This window comes from Bacteroidales bacterium, from assembly GCA_014860585.1.
Lineage (GTDB): Bacteria > Bacteroidota > Bacteroidia > Bacteroidales > 4484-276 > RZYY01.
In genome coordinates this window covers 76,582-93,041 of record JACZJL010000068.1, presented here as the reverse complement: position 1 = coordinate 93,041, position 16,460 = coordinate 76,582, and the positions used below count along the sequence as shown (strand labels likewise).

Genomic DNA, 16,460 nt, shown 5'->3' with positions numbered 1-16,460 from the left:
TGGGCATTGGTTGTGGGACTTCCAGCTTTTTTCAGATGATTTTAATAGAAGCATCATGGCAATTCTAACTTAGCTGAGATTTCTTTCCTCCAGTTCAGTATTTCCTGTTGCATTGCGGCGATGGTTGCCTGAATGGCAATTTCCACGACTTCGCCCCGCCCGTCCCAGGCCAGTCCTTCACGATCGTACTCACTCTGTAGCATTCCTTCGAGTTCTTTGATTGTAAAAGTGGGATCGTTGTTTTTCATGTTGTGAATGAATTTTACCGTGCTGTCAAATTTATTGTTGTAGGCCACTTCCCGCCAACTTGAAATATCCATTTATAATTGATTTTTAATTCGTAATTGTTCTGTTTCCAAACCAAAATTTTGTCCAGCTCCCGCCCGACCGTTCCAACTGAATCCAGATGTAAAGGCAGGCCAGAAAATTTCCCAGGATAAAAAATCCAAGAATCCACGCTATTGATCTCCAAAAATTTACCTCCCGGAAAGCAGCCCAGGCGCCAACAATCGAGAAACCGACATAAACGTCAATCAGGCTGACGCGCCCCCAGACCAGGGAAGTGAGCACACTGCCTTCGGACCAGAAATCGCCGTAAATAAAGCCCCAGACCAGTGTGCAACACATGACCAGCGTCCCGGTTATTGCTAATATTTTTGCTGTTTTCATGGTGCTTCAGTTTTTTCAAAATACCTTTTATATAGCTGTTTACGGGGGGAAAAGGCCAGGTAAAGTACCGGATAAATGAGCAGATCAAAAATCTTGCAACAGGTCGAAAAACTCATATCATCAATGATTTGCGACTGCTTTTCATTCAGCTTCTTCACTATGTGTTGATGCTTCCAGGTTTTCAAACCAAAAGGCAACTTCTCGCCAATATCAACAAACTCAAAAGCTTCAGTGTTGCGCTTAGAACTGATGATTTTACTGATCCAGTCGGAGCGCCAGGGAAGCAGAAAACGGATATGAACAAGGTTTCCGGGGTCAGACCCGTCATACCGAATCAAACGGGCAACAAACGGCGGAGGCAGTAAAAACACAAACAGCTCCTTGTCGAAATGACCCGAAACCCAATCAAATGGCCTGTTTACCTCTGATACTAATCTGATTCTCATTTTTTTGAATTAACTCCTTTACCTTGCCAACTGCATGATTCACACAAATCACATCCGTTTGACAGTCTATTAAACAAAGTACAGTTTGGAAAGTTTTTTTAACCTGACTTTTACTACTGGAAAGGATTGAAGTTTTATGAATTTTGAAACACATAGAAAGATAGAAAACATAGAATTCACATAGGATTAAAAAGACAATTCGAGCATTTGATACCAACTACCTGAGTTGATTAAGATAAAGCTGGATCGTATTTTCCAGGCCTAAATAAAGCGCATCGCAGATGAGGGCATGGCCGATGGAAACTTCGAGGAGATTGGGGATATTCCGGGCAAAATACTTCAGGTTTACCAGACTAAGATCATGGCCGGCATTTAACCCCAAACCCACTGATGCAGCTACTTTGGCGGCCTCAACAAAAGGTTTTACGGCTTCTTCCCTGTTTTTTGGAAAATTGGTTGCATAGCTCTCCGTGTAAAGTTCCACCCTGTCGGTGCCAGTTTTAGCTGCATTTTCGATCATCCGTGCATCGGTTTCGATAAAAATCGAGGTTCTGATCTTGTGCCGGTGAAATTCCCCGATCACCTCAATCAGGAAACTTTCATTTTTGATGGTGTCCCAGCCGGCATTTGAAGTCAGGACATTCGGTGGATCGGGAACCAGCGTAACCTGTTCGGGTTTGGCACGAATTACCATGTCGATAAACTCTTTTGATGGATAGCCTTCGATATTAAATTCAGTTTTCACCACCGGACGCAGGTCGAATACATCCTGCCGGCGGATGTGCCGCTCGTCGGGGCGTGGGTGAACGGTGATTCCCTGGGCGCCAAAACGCTCGCAATCCATGGCCGCTTTGATTACATCCGGCATATTGCCACCGCGGGCATTGCGCAAAGTGGCTATTTTATTGATGTTTACGCTTAATCGTGTCATCATTTCTGTTTTTGGCAAAGGTAATATTTGTTAAGTTTGCCGCTGTAAATTATCTTAAAATTCGAACTATGAGGGCAGTCATTCAGCGGGTTACACAGGCATCAGTTAAAATTGAAGACAAAATTACCGGTAAAATCGGCCAGGGTCTTTTGGTTCTTTTGGGAATTGAGGAGGCCGATGATGATGCGGACATCGAATGGCTGAGCGGGAAAATTTCGCGACTCAGGATTTTTAACGATGACGACGGGGTGATGAACCGTTCGGTTTGCGAGGTCAATGGCGAAATATTGCTCATCAGCCAGTTTACACTGCACGCCAGCACCAAAAAGGGAAACCGTCCTTCCTACATCAAGGCAGCCCGCCCCGAAATCGCTATCCCGCTTTACGAAAGATTCAAAATCCAACTTGAGAGGGATTTGGGGAGACCCTCTCAAACCGGCGAGTTTGGCGCTTACATGCTGGTTTCTCTGGTAAACGACGGGCCGGTTACTATCGTTATTGATACAAAAAACAAGGAGTAACCCAAATCCTTATTTCGAGCCACCCCTGATCAAAAACCCTATCTTTGCCACCTGTTTTTATTTACTTTTACACTGATGGAATTTAAGCTTCAAGCGACTGACAACCAAAGTTCTGCCCGCGCAGGAATCATACAGACCGACCATGGAACCATTCACACACCGATTTTTATGCCTGTGGGCACCGCAGGAACGGTGAAGGCCATTCATTTCAGGGATGTGAGTGATGATGCCGGCGCTGAGATCATTCTGGGGAATACCTATCATCTTTACCTCAGGCCGGGTGTGGAGGTGATCGAAAAGGCCGGCGGACTGCACAGGTTCAATGGCTGGAGCAAGCCAATATTGACGGACAGCGGCGGTTACCAGGTTTTTTCTTTATCAGCACAACGAAAAATCACCGAAGAAGGAGCACATTTCCGCTCGCATATTGACGGCTCAAAACACATGTTTACTCCTGAAAGCGTCATGGACGTGCAGCGAACCATCGGCGCTGACATCATGATGGCTTTCGACGAATGCACGCCCTGGCCGTGCGAGTATGATTATGCCCGGAAATCCATGGAAATGACCCACCGCTGGTTAGATCGCTGCATTGACCATTTTGAGAAAACCACACCAAAATATGGCTACCAACAGTCGCTCTTCCCGATAGTTCAGGGCAGTACCTTTGCCGATCTCAGGAAACGTTCTGCTGAATTTGTTGCCTCAAAAAATGCTGAAGGAAATGCCATTGGCGGACTCTCAGTGGGCGAGCCGGCCGAAATGATGTACGAAATGACAGACCTGGTATGTAAAATCCTGCCCGTTGATCGCCCCCGATACCTGATGGGTGTTGGAACTCCGGTTAATATTCTGGAGAGCATTGCATTAGGTATTGATATGTTCGACTGCGTGATGCCCACCCGCAATGGCCGCAATGCCATGCTGTTCACTTCTGAAGGCATTATGAACATGAAAAATGAGAAATGGAAAAGCGATTTCTCCCCCATTGACCCCAACGGCACATCATTCGTTGACAGTGCCTACTCTAAAGCCTTTCTGAGGCATCTTTTTGCTTCCAACGAATACCTGGCGCCAATGATCGCCAGCCTGCACAACGTGGCTTTCTACCTCTGGCTCGTCAAAACAGCAAGGGAGAAAATCCTTGAAGGCAGCTTTTTAGAGTGGAAAACTATGATGATCCCCAAATTGAGCAACCGTCTATAATTTTAACACCGCCTTTGAGTTAACTATCCATCGGACAGCACAATGAAAATCATCGACATCTATATCATCAAGAAATTCCTGGGTACCTTTTTCTACTCCATTGCCCTGCTGTCGGTGGTGATCATCATTTTTGACCTGTCCGAAAAAATTGACGACTTTCTCGAAAAAGAGGCGCCACTCCGGGCTATTGTCTTTGATTATTACCTGAACTTCATCCCTTTTTTTGTGAACATGTTCAGCTACCTGTTCACCTTTATTGCGGTCATTTTCTTTACCTCTAAAATGGCACAGAATACGGAGATCGTGGCCATTCTGAGCAGCGGGATTAGCTTTAAAAGATTTCTATGGCCCTACTTCATTTCTGCAACTTTCATCGGAATTTTGTCGCTTTACATGGCCAATTTTCTGATTCCCAACACCAACAAAACCATGTGGGAATTCGAGAAAACCTATATCAAAAACCCGATCAGGAATGAAGCCATGAATATTCACATGCAGATCAATCCGGGGGTTTTTATTTATGTGGAAAGCTACAACACGTTTACCAATGTAGGGCAGAAATTTTCGATGGAGCAGTTCGACACGGATGGCAGCATGGTTTACAAGCTCAATTCTGATCGGTTCGAGTGGGTGCCATCTACCGGCAAATGGAAAATCAGCAATTATTACGCCCGTTATCTCAACGATTCAACCGAGTTATTGGTTAAAGGGCTGGAGATGGATACCCTGATCAACCTGTTGCCATCGGAGTTCACCATCATCAGCGACGACATCAAAACCATGGACTATTTTGAATTGGGTGCTTTCATCGAAAAAGAGCGCCTTCGCGGCTCTCCGAAAATCGGCGAATACAAGGTGGAGCAATACCGCCGCTATGCGTTTCCGTTCTCCACGCTGATCCTCACCCTCATTGGTGTTTCCCTCTCCAGCCGCAAGATTCGCGGCGGCATCGGGATGCATCTCGGAGTCGGCATCGCCCTCACCTTCTCCTACATTATGTTCATGCAGGTGAGCCAGGTATTTGCAGCTGTTGGCGGCGTCCCCCCCATGCTTGCCGTCTGGATTCCCAACATCATCTACGGCTTCCTCAGTATCTTTATGATCAGGATGGCGCCAAAGTAGGGGGTGGTTGAAAGTACACAAATGAATTTCAGTTGGTTATCCGTCTATTGTGCTGAGAAACACTTTCGGGTTAACAATGGCAATTTGCCTGAAATTTTCATGTAAGTAAATTCTTACTTCCAATAAATTGCATGGATTATTTTTCGAGTTTCAAGGCTAGCTTTTCGACCAGCCATTTTGAAAATTTTATAGAATCCGTCGAGTTGGCCTGTTCCAAAAAGACTGCGTATACATTGTTGGTTCCGTAAGGTATAATCCAGCTGGTTTTTATTACAACTTCCTGGTTTTCAATAAATGGCTCGATGCTGAACCTTGATGTACCGAAAACTTTGATTTCAAAGGGAAGAGCAATCGTTTCAATTTTTTTGGAAGAGTTTTTTGTCGGGTCATCAGGATAAAGTGTAAATATTTGAATAGCTCTTGAATCTTCGGCAATCTTAACTTTATTGAAAAGCCCGGTCTCTGTAAAGTTATTAAGGTCAATAAATCCTACGGTATCGGTTGGTTTGCTTTTTAGCTCGAGAGAGAATTTTGATGGCGATATTCTGGATAATTGGTATTCATGATTTTTCCGTTCCTGTGCAAGCATTTCATTAACAGAGTCGGGAAATACAGCTTTGGTGCTGCCGTTGGAGATGGTTATTTTTTTAATCTTTCCGGTTTCAGTATCTATCGGCACCCATCCCTGCTCAGGGTTTATGCTCAGGGAAAGATCTTTTGGTACGGGATCGAGGACAACTTCTTTTAGAAAATACATAAATCCAAGCAATATGGCTGCCGCTCCGCCAAATTTTATGAACCCGAATGTTACCGTGTTTTGCTCTCCAATGCCGCCTAAAAATTGATAAAGAATGCTTCCTATGGCAATGGCAAAAAACACTACACTCAACTCCTTCATTTCATAAATGAAAAAAACTATACCTGCAACCAAGCCAATAAATGCGAGAATAATATTTGCTACTACTTCGACTTTTTTTAACATAGCTCCTCCGGTTTATTTGAGAAAATGATTATCGTTGTAAAATTAAATCAAAGTGAGAAAGGAAAGCAATGAATTGGGTGTCACTTATGAATTATTAACATCTTGGGTTTTTACTTTTTTGCCCCCAATCACTGGCTCCTCCCTTTCATAAAATGGAATTCAGTATTAAGTCTTCACCAGAAAACTCCCTAAAACAGATTTTCAACGATTCAGCCATTTGCCATCTCTGGTTGTCGTGCAGGACGATGGAAACGTGGCCTGGATTGGTCATTTTTCACGACCGGTTGGCGAGTAAAGAAAGAGGTATAAAAAACATACATTTTCGGCTCAGGCTGGTGTTTGAGCCGAATCTATCTTTTCAATCCCAGATACTGATCAATTCTGGTTAACCACCAAATTGTCCGGATTTAGCCTAAATCACCGTTTTGGTTTGATTGATAAGCTTTTTTGGTTCCATAGGCAAGTCCGAGGCCTAAAAGCAGAAAAATTCCACTACCGATTGGTGCGCCACCACCGGGAGGCTGATTGCCCTGTAGTCCGTGACCTCCACCGGGGGGAGGAGGAGGCGGGTTTTGTGCCGGAAGCGAAGTGGCTAAAAAGAAAAATATTGCTAAATATATGGCTTTGAAAAACATGTGTGTCTTTTTCATTTATACCTGGATATTAAAGATTAATGTTTGCTTTGATGGTTTGAGTGTTCCCATTGTTACTGAGACGAATCAGGCAAAGCCCCTTGAAACTGGTGAGCGGTAAAGTTTGATGTCCCGTGCCTGTGATTTGTGTTTGTAATTGTTTCCGCCCCATCAGATCAAAAACCTCAACCTGCGTAACGCCGGAATCAAAGTTGACAAAAAGGGAATTATTGTAAATCCAGGCCTGGAATGCCGGTGATGCTGAAACCTCATCAAGTCCAACGGGGGCAAACTTCAGGAGGAAGCGGTTGGGATCATCGCCCGGCAAGGAGGTGAAGTAGTATGGTGAATCTGAAATCCTGTGTTCATTGTTCGTTTTCAAATCCACCAGGTAGAGCGTTTGGTCAGCAATACTTTCTGCGAGTTCGATGACAAAACTGTTGTTTTGGTTTTTCACGAATCCCATCTGGAGAGTGAGTTCATCTGTAAACTGTGTCAGAGTGTTCCGGGCAAAAAGTTGGTTTTGACTTGTGCTGTAAAACAGTGGGGCAAAGCCAGCGATGAAATAGCTGTCATGCAGCATGTCGAAGCCTTCAGTAGCATTTGGATCAAAACTGATGGTGGTTTCCTGGGCGGTGTTTCCTTCAATGTCACGTGCGATTAGTAAGATTTCATGATCACTCTCTGAATTCTTGTACCAGGAGGAGTCGCTGTGCAGACGGGCATCGGCTGGAATGGTGAGTGAACCGCTCCCACTTGTATAAACCATGAAACCATTGTGTGCGGGGATGATCTGGCTGCCTGCCAAAACCTTGTAGCTGGCATTGGTTTCATCCCACACCTGAGCATATGTCCCAATGTTGGTCTTATTCCAGCTCCCCTGGTTAAATTTGATTGCCGAACTGAAAGGATTTCCCAGCAGATGCCAACCTTTATAATTACTGGTTACAGTGGAACTAAGCCCTGAAATGCTAACATCAGCTACATTAAGGTTCCCTTCAAATGAAGGTGTACTTGTGGCCATATTGGCTACAAGATAGGCAGCCGTACCTAAAGCAAAATTGGTTTCAAAGCTGCCGTTCAATCCGCCTCCTGATGCGGTTCTGTTGATCCATTCACCGGCAGTTTCATTCCATTTATAGAAATCGTTGCCCGACCCGGCTAAATGGAAAGCATCGATGAGTTGATCTGCAACCGGACTACTGAGAAAATGCCACCCGTGGTAAGCGTCGCTCCAGCCTGGAATATGTCGTTTGGCTGTTGCCTGAACACCTGAAGAATGATGAATCAATGATCCGGCGCCGGTTGCATCGCTCCCGATGACCAATCCGCTGGTTCCGGCCTTGTTCATCAGTGTATTGGTAACGGTGAGTCTGGCATTTGGCGATATGGTCAGGCCCGCATTGGATTCAACTGTCAGATTACTGACCGTAATTACAGCTCCTGAAGCAATTACAGGGTCAATGCTCACGTCGGGAACAATGACATCATTTACATCTGCAGGAAGTGTGCCGGTGTGCCAGTTGGTTGTTGTTCCCCAGTCAGCGTCGGTGCATCCTTTCCAGATGTGCCCGGCGGTGGTAACAGCGGCATTACCGCTGCCAACGGTGAATGTGCCTCCGTTAAGATTTTGTATCAACCCGGTATTGCTGCTGATGCTGCTGTTATCTGTAGAGTTTTCGATGATGGTACCGGAATTTGTAAAGGTATAAAAAGTATTGTTGATCTTGCTGTTCGAGATGATGTTGATCCGTGCCTCACAACCAACATTATTGAAGGTTGCACCGAATATATTAAGAATACCGTTACTTCCCACGCCTGCACTTGCGCCGATAATAATTACCGCATAATTGTTAATCGTACCCGGACTCGAATACGTCTCGTTGTAAATTCCGTTTGTGGTTGAATTATCAATGTTTAATGTGCCTCCCGGGTTGTTGTTAAAGGTGCCATTGTTATATAACCCATTACTGCCCACACTTGCATTGGCTCCAAATGTTATGCTTGCTGCATTGTGAAAGATTCCTGTAGAATGATTGTAAATTGCACTCCATGATGAATTATCAATATGAATAGTTCCTGCCAGACTGTTGTAAAAAGTTCCGACGTTGTGAAGTCCATAACTTGAATTACTTCCAGTTGCATCAATAACGATAGCACCATTATTCTCAACTGTACCATTGTTGAGGAAATGGGTTGATAGGCTCTCCGATGAATTTATGGTAAGAGATCCAGTGGAAGCTACAGTTAAATGGGCAAAACTCTGCACAGTAATATCCTTTGCTACTGCAGGTGCACTTATTACCGGATCATTGGTCTGATCAACAATTACCGCACTTACAGTGGCTGTCGGTACACCTGATGTCCAATTATCAGAATCATGCCAGTTGGTGTCTTTGGAACCTGTCCAGGAAGTTTGAGCTTCAAGCGAATAACTTAAAACGAGCATTAACAATAAAAGTACATGTATTTTCATAAGTAATTGATATTAAAAAAACAGTTTATGGTTAATCAGTAAAAAAGTGCAATAATACATTGTAATGAAAAAGTACACTGATTATTTTTATTTAAATAATCTTAAATCGTTTTGATTAACAGGCTTTTGAAATCACTAAAAGTCAAGTCAAATCAGAACTCTGATACCACAACATACCCTTTTATGTGCTTTGCACATTTTGATAGGTTTATTTAAATCAAACCCTGTCTGTGTCTTCCAACCCTGCCAGTGTTAGAGATGGTATATCTCCCGGTTTTTTGTTAATTATTACTGGAAAATCGTAAAATGTTCCAGGTGTGGTATTTGTTAATTGCCTAGTGCCAATAGGTTTGAGATGCATGGCTATGAATAATAGTGTAGTTCATTCAGAATAGGGGGTACGGTTATAACAATCACACAAACCTCCGCATCATTATCCCGTCGTAATAATCATATCCAATTTTGGTGTCTTTTTCAAGCTGTGCAACGATGTCGAAGCCTGTTTTTTTGTAAAGTTGCAGGGCTGCGGTATTGTCCTTCCGCACCATGAGGTAGATGATCTCGATCTTTTTTTCATCTGCCATCCGTTTGATGGCCCCTTCGACCAGCCGGATACCGATACCCTGCCGGCGAAAATGATCAACAATGCCCATATTGAGCCAAGCAGTATGGGCTAATTTAGTTGCCGGATTGGGCTCAAGTACAAGGTATCCGGCAGGTTTTTCATCCATCATGGCGACCAGCAGGAAAGCGCCGGGTTGCCGGAGTATTTCGTGGTAATGGTTGTGGAATTGATGGACAGTGTGGAATTTACGGTCAAAATCATCACTCATAAATTCGGAAGTGATGTAAATATGGCGGAAGATGGCATATAACTCGCTGGTTTCAAAATCGTGAAAGCCTTTAATGATCATAGCCGGTTTTATTCATTACATTTATTCTCCAAGTTTCATTTTGATCCTCGAAGTGAGGATATCAATTGCCACGCTGTTGGCGCCACCCTGAGGCACAATGATGTCGGCGTAACGCTTGGTAGGCTCAATAAACTGAAGGTGCATGGGTTTAACAAAAGCCTCGTAATGCTGCAGTACATCCTGGATTGAACGGCCGCGCTCGATCAGGTCGCGCCGGATGATGCGCATCAGGCGGTCGTCCGTGTCGGCATCTACAAAAATCTTCACGTTGAATTTGTTCCGCAGGCGCGCGTTGGTCAGAATCAGAATGCCTTCAACAATGATCACCTTGGTAGGATGTATGGTCACGGTTTCGGTTGAGCGGGCGCAGGTAACATAGGAATAGATGGGGCGCTGAATGGATTCCCCCTGGATCAGTTTATCGATATGTTTGTTGAGCAGTTCAAACTCAATTGATGCCGGGTGGTCAAAGTTGATCCGCTTTTTATCTTCATCCGACAAATGCCCATTGTCTTTGTAATAGGAATCCTGTGAAATGACAGCCACTGAGTTTTTTGGAAGTCCATGCATGATGTTCTTAACTACAGTGGTTTTTCCCGATCCTGAGCCCCCTGCTATACCGATGATAAACATACGCTTTTGATTTTTTGCTTCAAAATTAATTTTAAATCTGAAACAATGGCATAAAGAAACAGGAAGAGGATAAATATTTTGTGCATCAGGCTCTTTCTCAAAAAACAAATCCAATCCTGAAATCAAGAAAATCGGCCACATGTCCGTGCGCTTTCAGTCCAATTCCGCCTGAAATGTTTTTCGTGAAAAAATAGTCGAGGAAATAGCGTTGAAAAAAGTCTGCGTTGTTGACGTGTGGATGATAAACATAAACACCAAACTGCTGTCCGAAAAGAAATTGACCCAGGAGAAAGTCATTTCCCAATAAAAGTCCGGCCAAGAAATAGTCAGTACTTTGTCCGGTTTCCTCAACTTTCGCTTTTATACTCCAATCGGCCATCACCTCAAGGCCACCTCCAACGGCATTGACTCTCGAAACCTGGCGACTGAACCTCAGGTTGAACCCGCCTGCCGGGTATGTTTTTTCTTCACCGTCAATTTCTACATCACGGGTGGTTCCAAAAGCTGAAATTAAAAACCTGTCTCTTTTTCGGGATTGTTGGCGCCAATCGGTCCGGGGAAATTTTTCGAATGAGGGTTTCCTGAGATAATAATCAACCCCGATACCGGCAGTGGGGTAGTTAATCCCTTTATTCGGTTGCTTCATTCCGCCGTTTGAAATATGGTTGTAGTTGGCAGAAATACTGAGCATCATCTTTTTTGAAAGCCGGAAATTCATGTTTGCGGCAACCAGCAGTGCAAAACTGAAGCGGGTGCTGTAAGAGAGGTTTTGGGGATTGGTGATTTCGTCATACGGTTTGTTGGCGTAAGCAAGGCCGGCGCCGGCCCTGAACGAAAAGCTTACCTTATTATTTATGCCATAAAACGGCTCAATGAAAAAGATCGAGTTGATACCTCTCCCGAGTATGTCAGTGTTGTCGTAATCCCATAAAGTACTGGAAATCCCGATTCTGGGAAAGCAAAGACACTGTTCGAATGCTTTCTTTGAGTTCAAATGCCAGCTCATTTCAAGACTCAGGCCAAAAGGATAAGAGTTTTTCACCGGCACAATATCTTTCGAATGGATAATGATAAAACCGTATTGTGGTCGGATCCCCAGTGAAAATGGGTAAGTGGTGGAATCCTGACCGGCAGAAAAAAGGGGAGAAGCCGGTAATTCAGAAAAAAACAATAACAACAGCCACCTGGTAAGAATTCCTGATTGATGTTTTGTTCCGATTTTCCTTAGAAAATTATTTCGGGATGGTTGAATAACTTTGGCCAGCCGGTTAAAGATGGTCATAAGCCATGGTGTTTATTTTGGTTTTTAATCCTCCTCTTCGATGATGAGTTTGAAACCGCTTCCGTGTACATTAATTATTGATATTGCGGGATCGGATGAGAGGTACTTTCGAAGCCTGGTAATAAATACATCCATGCTGCGCCCCGAAAAATAGGTGCTATTTTTCCAAATTTCACCAGTGGCAATTTCTCTTTTCACTATTTTATTTTTATTGTCATAAAGGAGTTTGAGCAATTCCCCTTCTTTTCGGGTTAATATCTTCTTTTCATCCTTTACTTTTAGTGTCAGGTTGCCCATGTCAAATTCTACCGATCCAATCATCACTACCTGGTACCCCAATAGGCTCGGAGCGGCCAGGTTACTGCAGCGCTTCATCACTGCTTTTATCCTGAGATTCAGCTCATCTGTGCTGAAAGGCTTGGTGATGTAATCATCGCAACCTATCTTGAATCCCTTGATCAGGTCTTCCTGTAAAGATTTGGCTGTTAAGAATATAATGGGAACATCAGGGTTGATGTCCCTTATTTCCTTTGCAACGGCAAACCCATCCAATTTTGGCATCATTACATCGAGCACACAAAGATTGAAAAACTTTTTTCTAAAAGTTTCAATGGCTTCGATTCCATCACGGCACAACACCGCGTCGAATCCTTGTAGCGAAAGGAAATCTTTTAATACAAATCCCAGATTCATATCATCTTCCGCAATCAGGATGGAGATGGGATGTTGATCTTCAATCTGTTTTTTCATTTTTTGTTAACTCATCTTTAAAAGGTAAAAACATTGTAAACGCACTGCCTTTACCTGGATTACTGGTGACATGAATGGAGCCTCCATGCGCTTCAACAATCTTTTTCACATAATACAAACCGATGCCAAATCCTTTTACGTCATGCACATCCCCTGTAGAAATACGGTGAAATTGCAAGAATATTTTTTCCAGGTTCTGAGGCTCTATACCGATGCCTTTATCTTCTACAACAATACTAACTCCCTGGTTATTGCTTCGTGTTGAAATTAGGATCTGAGGTTTTTCGGCTGAGTATTTAATTGCGTTGTCAACCAGATTCTGCAACGCATTGGTAAAATGGTTCCTGTCTGCCAAAATTATCATGTTGGCTGCATTTAATCGTGCCTGAATACTTCCGCCAAGATTTGTTATGGTCAGTTCAAATTTGCTGATCACCTGGGTTATTATCTCGTGTGCGTCTACCTCTTTCAGCTTAAGATGAAAATCGCTTCGCTCAAGTTTGGCTACTTGCAGCACATGATCCACCTGGTCTCTGAGCCTGTTGTTCTCATCATGAATGATCCGGGCATATTGGAGGATTTTTTCCGGAGTATTCCGAATGTTATCGTTCATCAGCATCTCGCTGGCCACCGAAATAGTAGCAATCGGTGTTTTTAACTCGTGCGTCATGTTGTTGACAAAATCATTTTTCATCTCCGAAAGTTTCTTTTGCTTTAACAACGAAGTAATTACAAACCAAAAGCCCAGGATGATGACAAAGGTAAACAATGCCGATAAAATGATATTACCCTGCATCTGGTTAAGAATAAACCGTTTTTGTGAAGGAAACAAAACCGAGAGCATAAACTGATCGTCCTGATAAATGCATGATATCGGAGATTGGTAGGGCGATGCAAGAATATCAGATTCAAGGTCTTTACAATTGCAAAGCACAAATTCTTTGGTTTCAATTTCGTATATACCATAGAACAATGACTGACCCGGATTTGTGTTTCGGAACTCAATAGCTATCATCGAATCCACCAAAGCAGGATCAAGGGTTTGAATAAAATGCTTGTGATCCGAGACCGTTTCTGACAATTTTGGGCAATCATGTTTGGTGTTTGTTGTGCTTTGTAATAGCATGATTTGGTTGATTACCCGCTTCATACCAACAACAATGTTCTGATCGAGCAACTCATACCTTAATTTAATGGCATTTGTTACCCAGAAGGATTGAGTAGCGATTACACCCATTAATGCAATGGATGTGAGGATGATAACAGTAATAAGCTTCTTTCCTTTCATTGTTCAAAATTACGGAGATATCCGGTAGAATTGCATTTTTAACATTTCATTAACAGTATTTAACAGCTTGTTAACAATTGCAGGGTTCCACGAGTCTATCTTTGCAGCGTCAACATTTAATTGAAAATCTTAAACACTTTAAATTTATGAAGAGAATAGTCTTAGTATTGAGTTTGGCTTTTTTCCTCGGGACAGCGTTTGTAACAGTAAGCAAAATCCAACAGGTTAATGCCGCTACAACAGAATTAGCTTTCATTACCGACGATGCCACTGCATTTGCAAGCATTAATGATGATGAGCCAAAAAAAGAGGAAAAAGCTAAAGATGCTAAAGCATCAAAATGCGCCTCTTCAGCAAGTTGTGATAAAACCTCATGCGCAAGCAAATCAGCAACTGGCGAAAAAGCCGCATGCTGCGATAAATCAAAAGCTTCAGCCGACGCCGGAAAAGCCGCATGCTGCAGCAAAGAAAAAGCAGTAGATAAAGACAGTGATAAAAAATAAGTTAGAGAGAGAGGTAATTTTTTCATTTCATTTTTTTGGCCCCGCCGCCCGGCGGGGTTTTTTTTGCTAGCAGGCAAGTCCATTGAATTGCTATTCTCAAAGAGCTATAACTAAAACAACCTGCCCTGGTCAGAATTTTTAACTTTCCCGAGGTGCCGGTAAGCGATTTCAGTGGCTTCACGTCCGCGGGGAGTGCGCATCAGGTAACCTTCCATGATCAGGAACGGCTCATATACTTCTTCGATAGTGCCCGGGTCTTCTCCTACGGCAGTTGCAATAGTAGTTAATCCAACAGGTCCTCCTCCAAATTTGTCGATGATCACCGAGAGGATTTTGTTGTCCATTTCATCCAGTCCGTGTTTATCCACATTCAGCGCAGCAAGCGCTACCTGTGCGATAGGCATTTTGATGGTTCCATCGCTTTTAATCTGAGCAAAATCGCGAACCCGGCGCAGTAAAAGATTGGCGATACGCGGTGTTCCGCGACTGCGACGGGCGATTTCAGCGGCCGCATCTTCGGTAATTTCAACCCTTAGAATTCCTGCAGACCGTTTAACAATTCCGGTAAGAGTCTCAGCATCGTAGTAGGCAAGCCTGAGATTAATGCCAAACCTTGACCTAAGCGGGGCTGTGAGCAATCCCGACCGTGTGGTAGCGCCAATAAGTGTGAATGGATTTAATGTAATCTGTACGCTGCGGGCGTTAGGCCCGGTTTCGATCATGATGTCGATCTTGTAATCTTCCATGGCAGAGTATAAATATTCCTCCACCAAAGGACTCAGGCGATGGATTTCGTCAATAAAAAGAACGTCGTCTTTTTCAAGATTTGTGAGCAGGCCGGCTAGGTCGCCGGGTTTGTCGAGAACCGGGCCGGAGGAGATTTTTATCCCCACATTCAGTTCGTTGGCAATGATGTGCGAAAGGGTTGTTTTACCAAGCCCCGGAGGTCCATGCAGCAATACATGATCAAGGGCTTCACCCCGCTGTCTGGCTGCCTGAACAAAGACCTTCAGGTTTTCGACTACCTGCAGTTGACCTGCAAAACCATCAAAATGAGCCGGACGCAATACTTTTTCGATTTCTTTTTCACCGGCTGACAGATGGGTACCGGAAGCATCCAGATTTGTATTCTTCATGTAAATACTAAATTTTGACAAAAGTAAAAAAATCCTCTTACCTTGAAAAGTAAGATTGGTGGTTGCCCCGGGTTTTTCAACTCATCCCGGCCTGATTTGGTTTAGCCCAATATTTTCAGGGCCTGAATGATCACTTCTAACACTCATGGTAATCATAGATACAGGATAACCAATGTCCTGCTAAACCCGAATTACATTTATTAGAATCTGCCAGAAAACTTTTCATGTTGAAAACCAACTTCAGTTTTTTCTGAAAGCTAAAAAGAAATTAATTTGAATAAAACATGGTTTCCCCGTTTTTTTTTACCTTTACACCATTATTTTAACCTGAAAAATACTTCATTATGCAAGACTGGTGGGATGCATTAACAACATTTGAGAGGGTATTCTGGTACATTGCCATCCCCTTCTCAGTAATCCTGATCATACAGATTGTACTAACCTTTATTGGACTTGACGGTGGTTCGTCTGATGTTGGAGGTGATTTGCCGGACGACGTTGGCACATCAGATATTGATCACAGCCACGCTGGTGCGGATCATTCCGGCTTTTCGGTTTTTACGTTCCGCAATTTTGTGGCTTTTTTTGCTGTATTCGGCTGGGCAGGTATTGTAGGGATTCAAAATAATTTCTCCGACGTAATGGTAGTAATTTTCGGCATTGCCTGTGGTTTGCTCATCATGCTGATCATCTCGACGTTGTTTTATTTTATCAGCCGTATGACTGACAGTGGGAACCTCGATATACGAAATGCTATCAATCAAATAGGAAACGTTTATCTACCTATCAGGGCCAACTCGGGAAATATCGGGAAAATACAGATCACAGTGCAGGATTCTAACCGTGAGATGAATGCTGTTACCCATCTTGACCAGGATTTACCCACCGGAACGGTTGTTCGCGTAACTGGCATTGAAAGCGGAAATATCCTGGTGGTGGAAAAATTGAAAAATTAACATACGTTCTAAC

The 16,460-nt window shown here is 43.4% G+C and carries 18 protein-coding genes; 5 read left to right on the top strand and 13 right to left on the bottom strand.

The window, feature by feature from the left end; genetic code table 11:
* Positions 1–53: 53 nt before the first annotated feature.
* The 4 genes from IH598_07635 to IH598_07620 all read right to left on the bottom strand — a co-directional run bounded on the left by IH598_07635 (position 54) and on the right by IH598_07620 (position 2,046).
* Positions 54–320 carry a hypothetical protein gene (locus IH598_07635; GenBank protein MBE0638374.1) on the bottom strand — a complete coding sequence of 89 codons (267 nt, stop codon included), beginning with the start codon at positions 318–320 and terminating at the stop codon, positions 54–56.
* 13 nt (positions 321–333) lie between these two features.
* Positions 334–669 carry a DUF1475 family protein gene (locus tag IH598_07630; protein MBE0638373.1) on the bottom strand — a complete coding sequence of 112 codons (336 nt, stop codon included), beginning with the start codon at positions 667–669 and terminating at the stop codon, positions 334–336.
* Positions 666–1,115 (bottom strand): hypothetical protein, encoded by a 450-nt coding sequence (locus tag IH598_07625; protein ID MBE0638372.1) that lies wholly within the window; start codon positions 1,113–1,115, stop codon positions 666–668. The genes IH598_07630 and IH598_07625 overlap by 4 nt, the downstream gene beginning before the upstream one ends.
* 217 nt (positions 1,116–1,332) lie before the next feature.
* Positions 1,333–2,046 (bottom strand): pyridoxine 5'-phosphate synthase, encoded by a 714-nt coding sequence (locus IH598_07620; protein ID MBE0638371.1) that lies wholly within the window; start codon positions 2,044–2,046, stop codon positions 1,333–1,335.
* 68 nt (positions 2,047–2,114) lie between these two features.
* Between IH598_07620 and IH598_07615 the strand changes: the two genes are divergently transcribed.
* The 3 genes from IH598_07615 to IH598_07605 all read left to right on the top strand — a co-directional run bounded on the left by IH598_07615 (position 2,115) and on the right by IH598_07605 (position 4,895).
* The gene (locus IH598_07615; GenBank protein MBE0638370.1) at positions 2,115–2,567 is read left to right on the top strand and encodes a D-tyrosyl-tRNA(Tyr) deacylase; all 453 of its coding nucleotides are present in this window, start codon (positions 2,115–2,117) and stop codon (positions 2,565–2,567) included.
* A gap of 75 nt (positions 2,568–2,642) precedes the next feature.
* The gene (tgt, locus tag IH598_07610) at positions 2,643–3,773 is read left to right on the top strand and encodes a tRNA guanosine(34) transglycosylase Tgt (protein MBE0638369.1); all 1,131 of its coding nucleotides are present in this window, start codon (positions 2,643–2,645) and stop codon (positions 3,771–3,773) included.
* A 42-nt stretch (positions 3,774–3,815) separates the two neighbouring features.
* On the top strand, positions 3,816–4,895 hold the full coding sequence (locus IH598_07605) for an LptF/LptG family permease (protein ID MBE0638368.1): 1,080 nt from the start codon (positions 3,816–3,818) through the stop codon (positions 4,893–4,895).
* A 136-nt stretch (positions 4,896–5,031) separates the two neighbouring features.
* On the opposite strand, the gene IH598_07600 is transcribed toward IH598_07605, so the two are convergent.
* From IH598_07600 to IH598_07565, 8 genes are all read right to left on the bottom strand, one after another.
* Entirely contained in the window at positions 5,032–5,877 is an 846-nt protein-coding gene (locus IH598_07600; GenBank protein ID MBE0638367.1) for a hypothetical protein, read from the bottom strand.
* Between the two features lie 407 nt (positions 5,878–6,284).
* Entirely contained in the window at positions 6,285–6,527 is a 243-nt protein-coding gene (locus IH598_07595; GenBank protein ID MBE0638366.1) for a hypothetical protein, read from the bottom strand.
* 13 nt (positions 6,528–6,540) lie between these two features.
* A complete protein-coding gene (locus IH598_07590) occupies positions 6,541–8,985 on the bottom strand; it encodes a hypothetical protein (protein MBE0638365.1) in 2,445 nt (814 codons plus the stop codon).
* A gap of 413 nt (positions 8,986–9,398) precedes the next feature.
* Positions 9,399–9,899 carry a GNAT family N-acetyltransferase gene (locus IH598_07585; GenBank protein MBE0638364.1) on the bottom strand — a complete coding sequence of 167 codons (501 nt, stop codon included), beginning with the start codon at positions 9,897–9,899 and terminating at the stop codon, positions 9,399–9,401.
* A gap of 21 nt (positions 9,900–9,920) precedes the next feature.
* A complete protein-coding gene (gene udk, locus IH598_07580; GenBank protein ID MBE0638363.1) occupies positions 9,921–10,532 on the bottom strand; it encodes a uridine kinase in 612 nt (203 codons plus the stop codon).
* Between the two features lie 97 nt (positions 10,533–10,629).
* Positions 10,630–11,814, bottom strand: a complete 1,185-nt coding sequence (locus IH598_07575) for an acyloxyacyl hydrolase (protein ID MBE0638362.1) — start codon at positions 11,812–11,814, stop codon at positions 10,630–10,632.
* A gap of 24 nt (positions 11,815–11,838) precedes the next feature.
* Positions 11,839–12,564, bottom strand: coding sequence for a response regulator transcription factor (locus IH598_07570; protein ID MBE0638361.1), 726 nt, complete (start codon positions 12,562–12,564; stop codon positions 11,839–11,841).
* On the bottom strand, positions 12,548–13,852 hold the full coding sequence (locus tag IH598_07565) for a HAMP domain-containing histidine kinase (protein MBE0638360.1): 1,305 nt from the start codon (positions 13,850–13,852) through the stop codon (positions 12,548–12,550). The genes IH598_07570 and IH598_07565 overlap by 17 nt, the downstream gene beginning before the upstream one ends.
* 146 nt (positions 13,853–13,998) lie before the next feature.
* On the opposite strand from IH598_07565, the gene IH598_07560 reads away from it, so the two are divergent.
* A complete protein-coding gene (locus IH598_07560) occupies positions 13,999–14,355 on the top strand; it encodes a hypothetical protein (GenBank protein ID MBE0638359.1) in 357 nt (118 codons plus the stop codon).
* 110 nt (positions 14,356–14,465) lie between these two features.
* On the opposite strand, the gene ruvB is transcribed toward IH598_07560, so the two are convergent.
* On the bottom strand, positions 14,466–15,491 hold the full coding sequence (gene ruvB / locus IH598_07555) for a Holliday junction branch migration DNA helicase RuvB (GenBank protein ID MBE0638358.1): 1,026 nt from the start codon (positions 15,489–15,491) through the stop codon (positions 14,466–14,468).
* 344 nt (positions 15,492–15,835) lie between these two features.
* On the opposite strand from ruvB, the gene IH598_07550 reads away from it, so the two are divergent.
* Positions 15,836–16,447, top strand: a complete 612-nt coding sequence (locus IH598_07550; GenBank protein MBE0638357.1) for an NfeD family protein — start codon at positions 15,836–15,838, stop codon at positions 16,445–16,447.
* Positions 16,448–16,460 lie beyond the last annotated feature (13 nt).

Bases quoted from the DNA above. Each gene is read 5' to 3' on its own strand.
- IH598_07630 (MBE0638373.1), bottom strand. From the start codon at position 669: ATGAAAACAGCAAAAATATTAGCAATAACCGGGACGCTGGTCATGTGT.
- IH598_07635 (MBE0638374.1), bottom strand. From the start codon at position 320: ATGGATATTTCAAGTTGGCGGGAAGTGGCCTACAACAATAAATTTGAC.
- IH598_07570 (MBE0638361.1), bottom strand. From the start codon at position 12,564: ATGAAAAAACAGATTGAAGATCAACATCCCATCTCCATCCTGATTGCG.
- udk (MBE0638363.1), bottom strand. From the start codon at position 10,532: ATGTTTATCATCGGTATAGCAGGGGGCTCAGGATCGGGAAAAACCACT.
- IH598_07605 (MBE0638368.1), top strand. From the start codon at position 3,816: ATGAAAATCATCGACATCTATATCATCAAGAAATTCCTGGGTACCTTT.
- ruvB (MBE0638358.1), bottom strand. From the start codon at position 15,491: ATGAAGAATACAAATCTGGATGCTTCCGGTACCCATCTGTCAGCCGGT.
- IH598_07595 (MBE0638366.1), bottom strand. From the start codon at position 6,527: ATGAAAAAGACACACATGTTTTTCAAAGCCATATATTTAGCAATATTT.
- IH598_07625 (MBE0638372.1), bottom strand. From the start codon at position 1,115: ATGAGAATCAGATTAGTATCAGAGGTAAACAGGCCATTTGATTGGGTT.
- IH598_07585 (MBE0638364.1), bottom strand. From the start codon at position 9,899: ATGATCATTAAAGGCTTTCACGATTTTGAAACCAGCGAGTTATATGCC.
- tgt (MBE0638369.1), top strand. From the start codon at position 2,643: ATGGAATTTAAGCTTCAAGCGACTGACAACCAAAGTTCTGCCCGCGCA.
- IH598_07590 (MBE0638365.1), bottom strand. From the start codon at position 8,985: ATGAAAATACATGTACTTTTATTGTTAATGCTCGTTTTAAGTTATTCG.
- IH598_07600 (MBE0638367.1), bottom strand. From the start codon at position 5,877: ATGTTAAAAAAAGTCGAAGTAGTAGCAAATATTATTCTCGCATTTATT.
- IH598_07565 (MBE0638360.1), bottom strand. From the start codon at position 13,852: ATGAAAGGAAAGAAGCTTATTACTGTTATCATCCTCACATCCATTGCA.
- IH598_07575 (MBE0638362.1), bottom strand. From the start codon at position 11,814: ATGACCATCTTTAACCGGCTGGCCAAAGTTATTCAACCATCCCGAAAT.
- IH598_07550 (MBE0638357.1), top strand. From the start codon at position 15,836: ATGCAAGACTGGTGGGATGCATTAACAACATTTGAGAGGGTATTCTGG.
- IH598_07620 (MBE0638371.1), bottom strand. From the start codon at position 2,046: ATGACACGATTAAGCGTAAACATCAATAAAATAGCCACTTTGCGCAAT.
- IH598_07615 (MBE0638370.1), top strand. From the start codon at position 2,115: ATGAGGGCAGTCATTCAGCGGGTTACACAGGCATCAGTTAAAATTGAA.
- IH598_07560 (MBE0638359.1), top strand. From the start codon at position 13,999: ATGAAGAGAATAGTCTTAGTATTGAGTTTGGCTTTTTTCCTCGGGACA.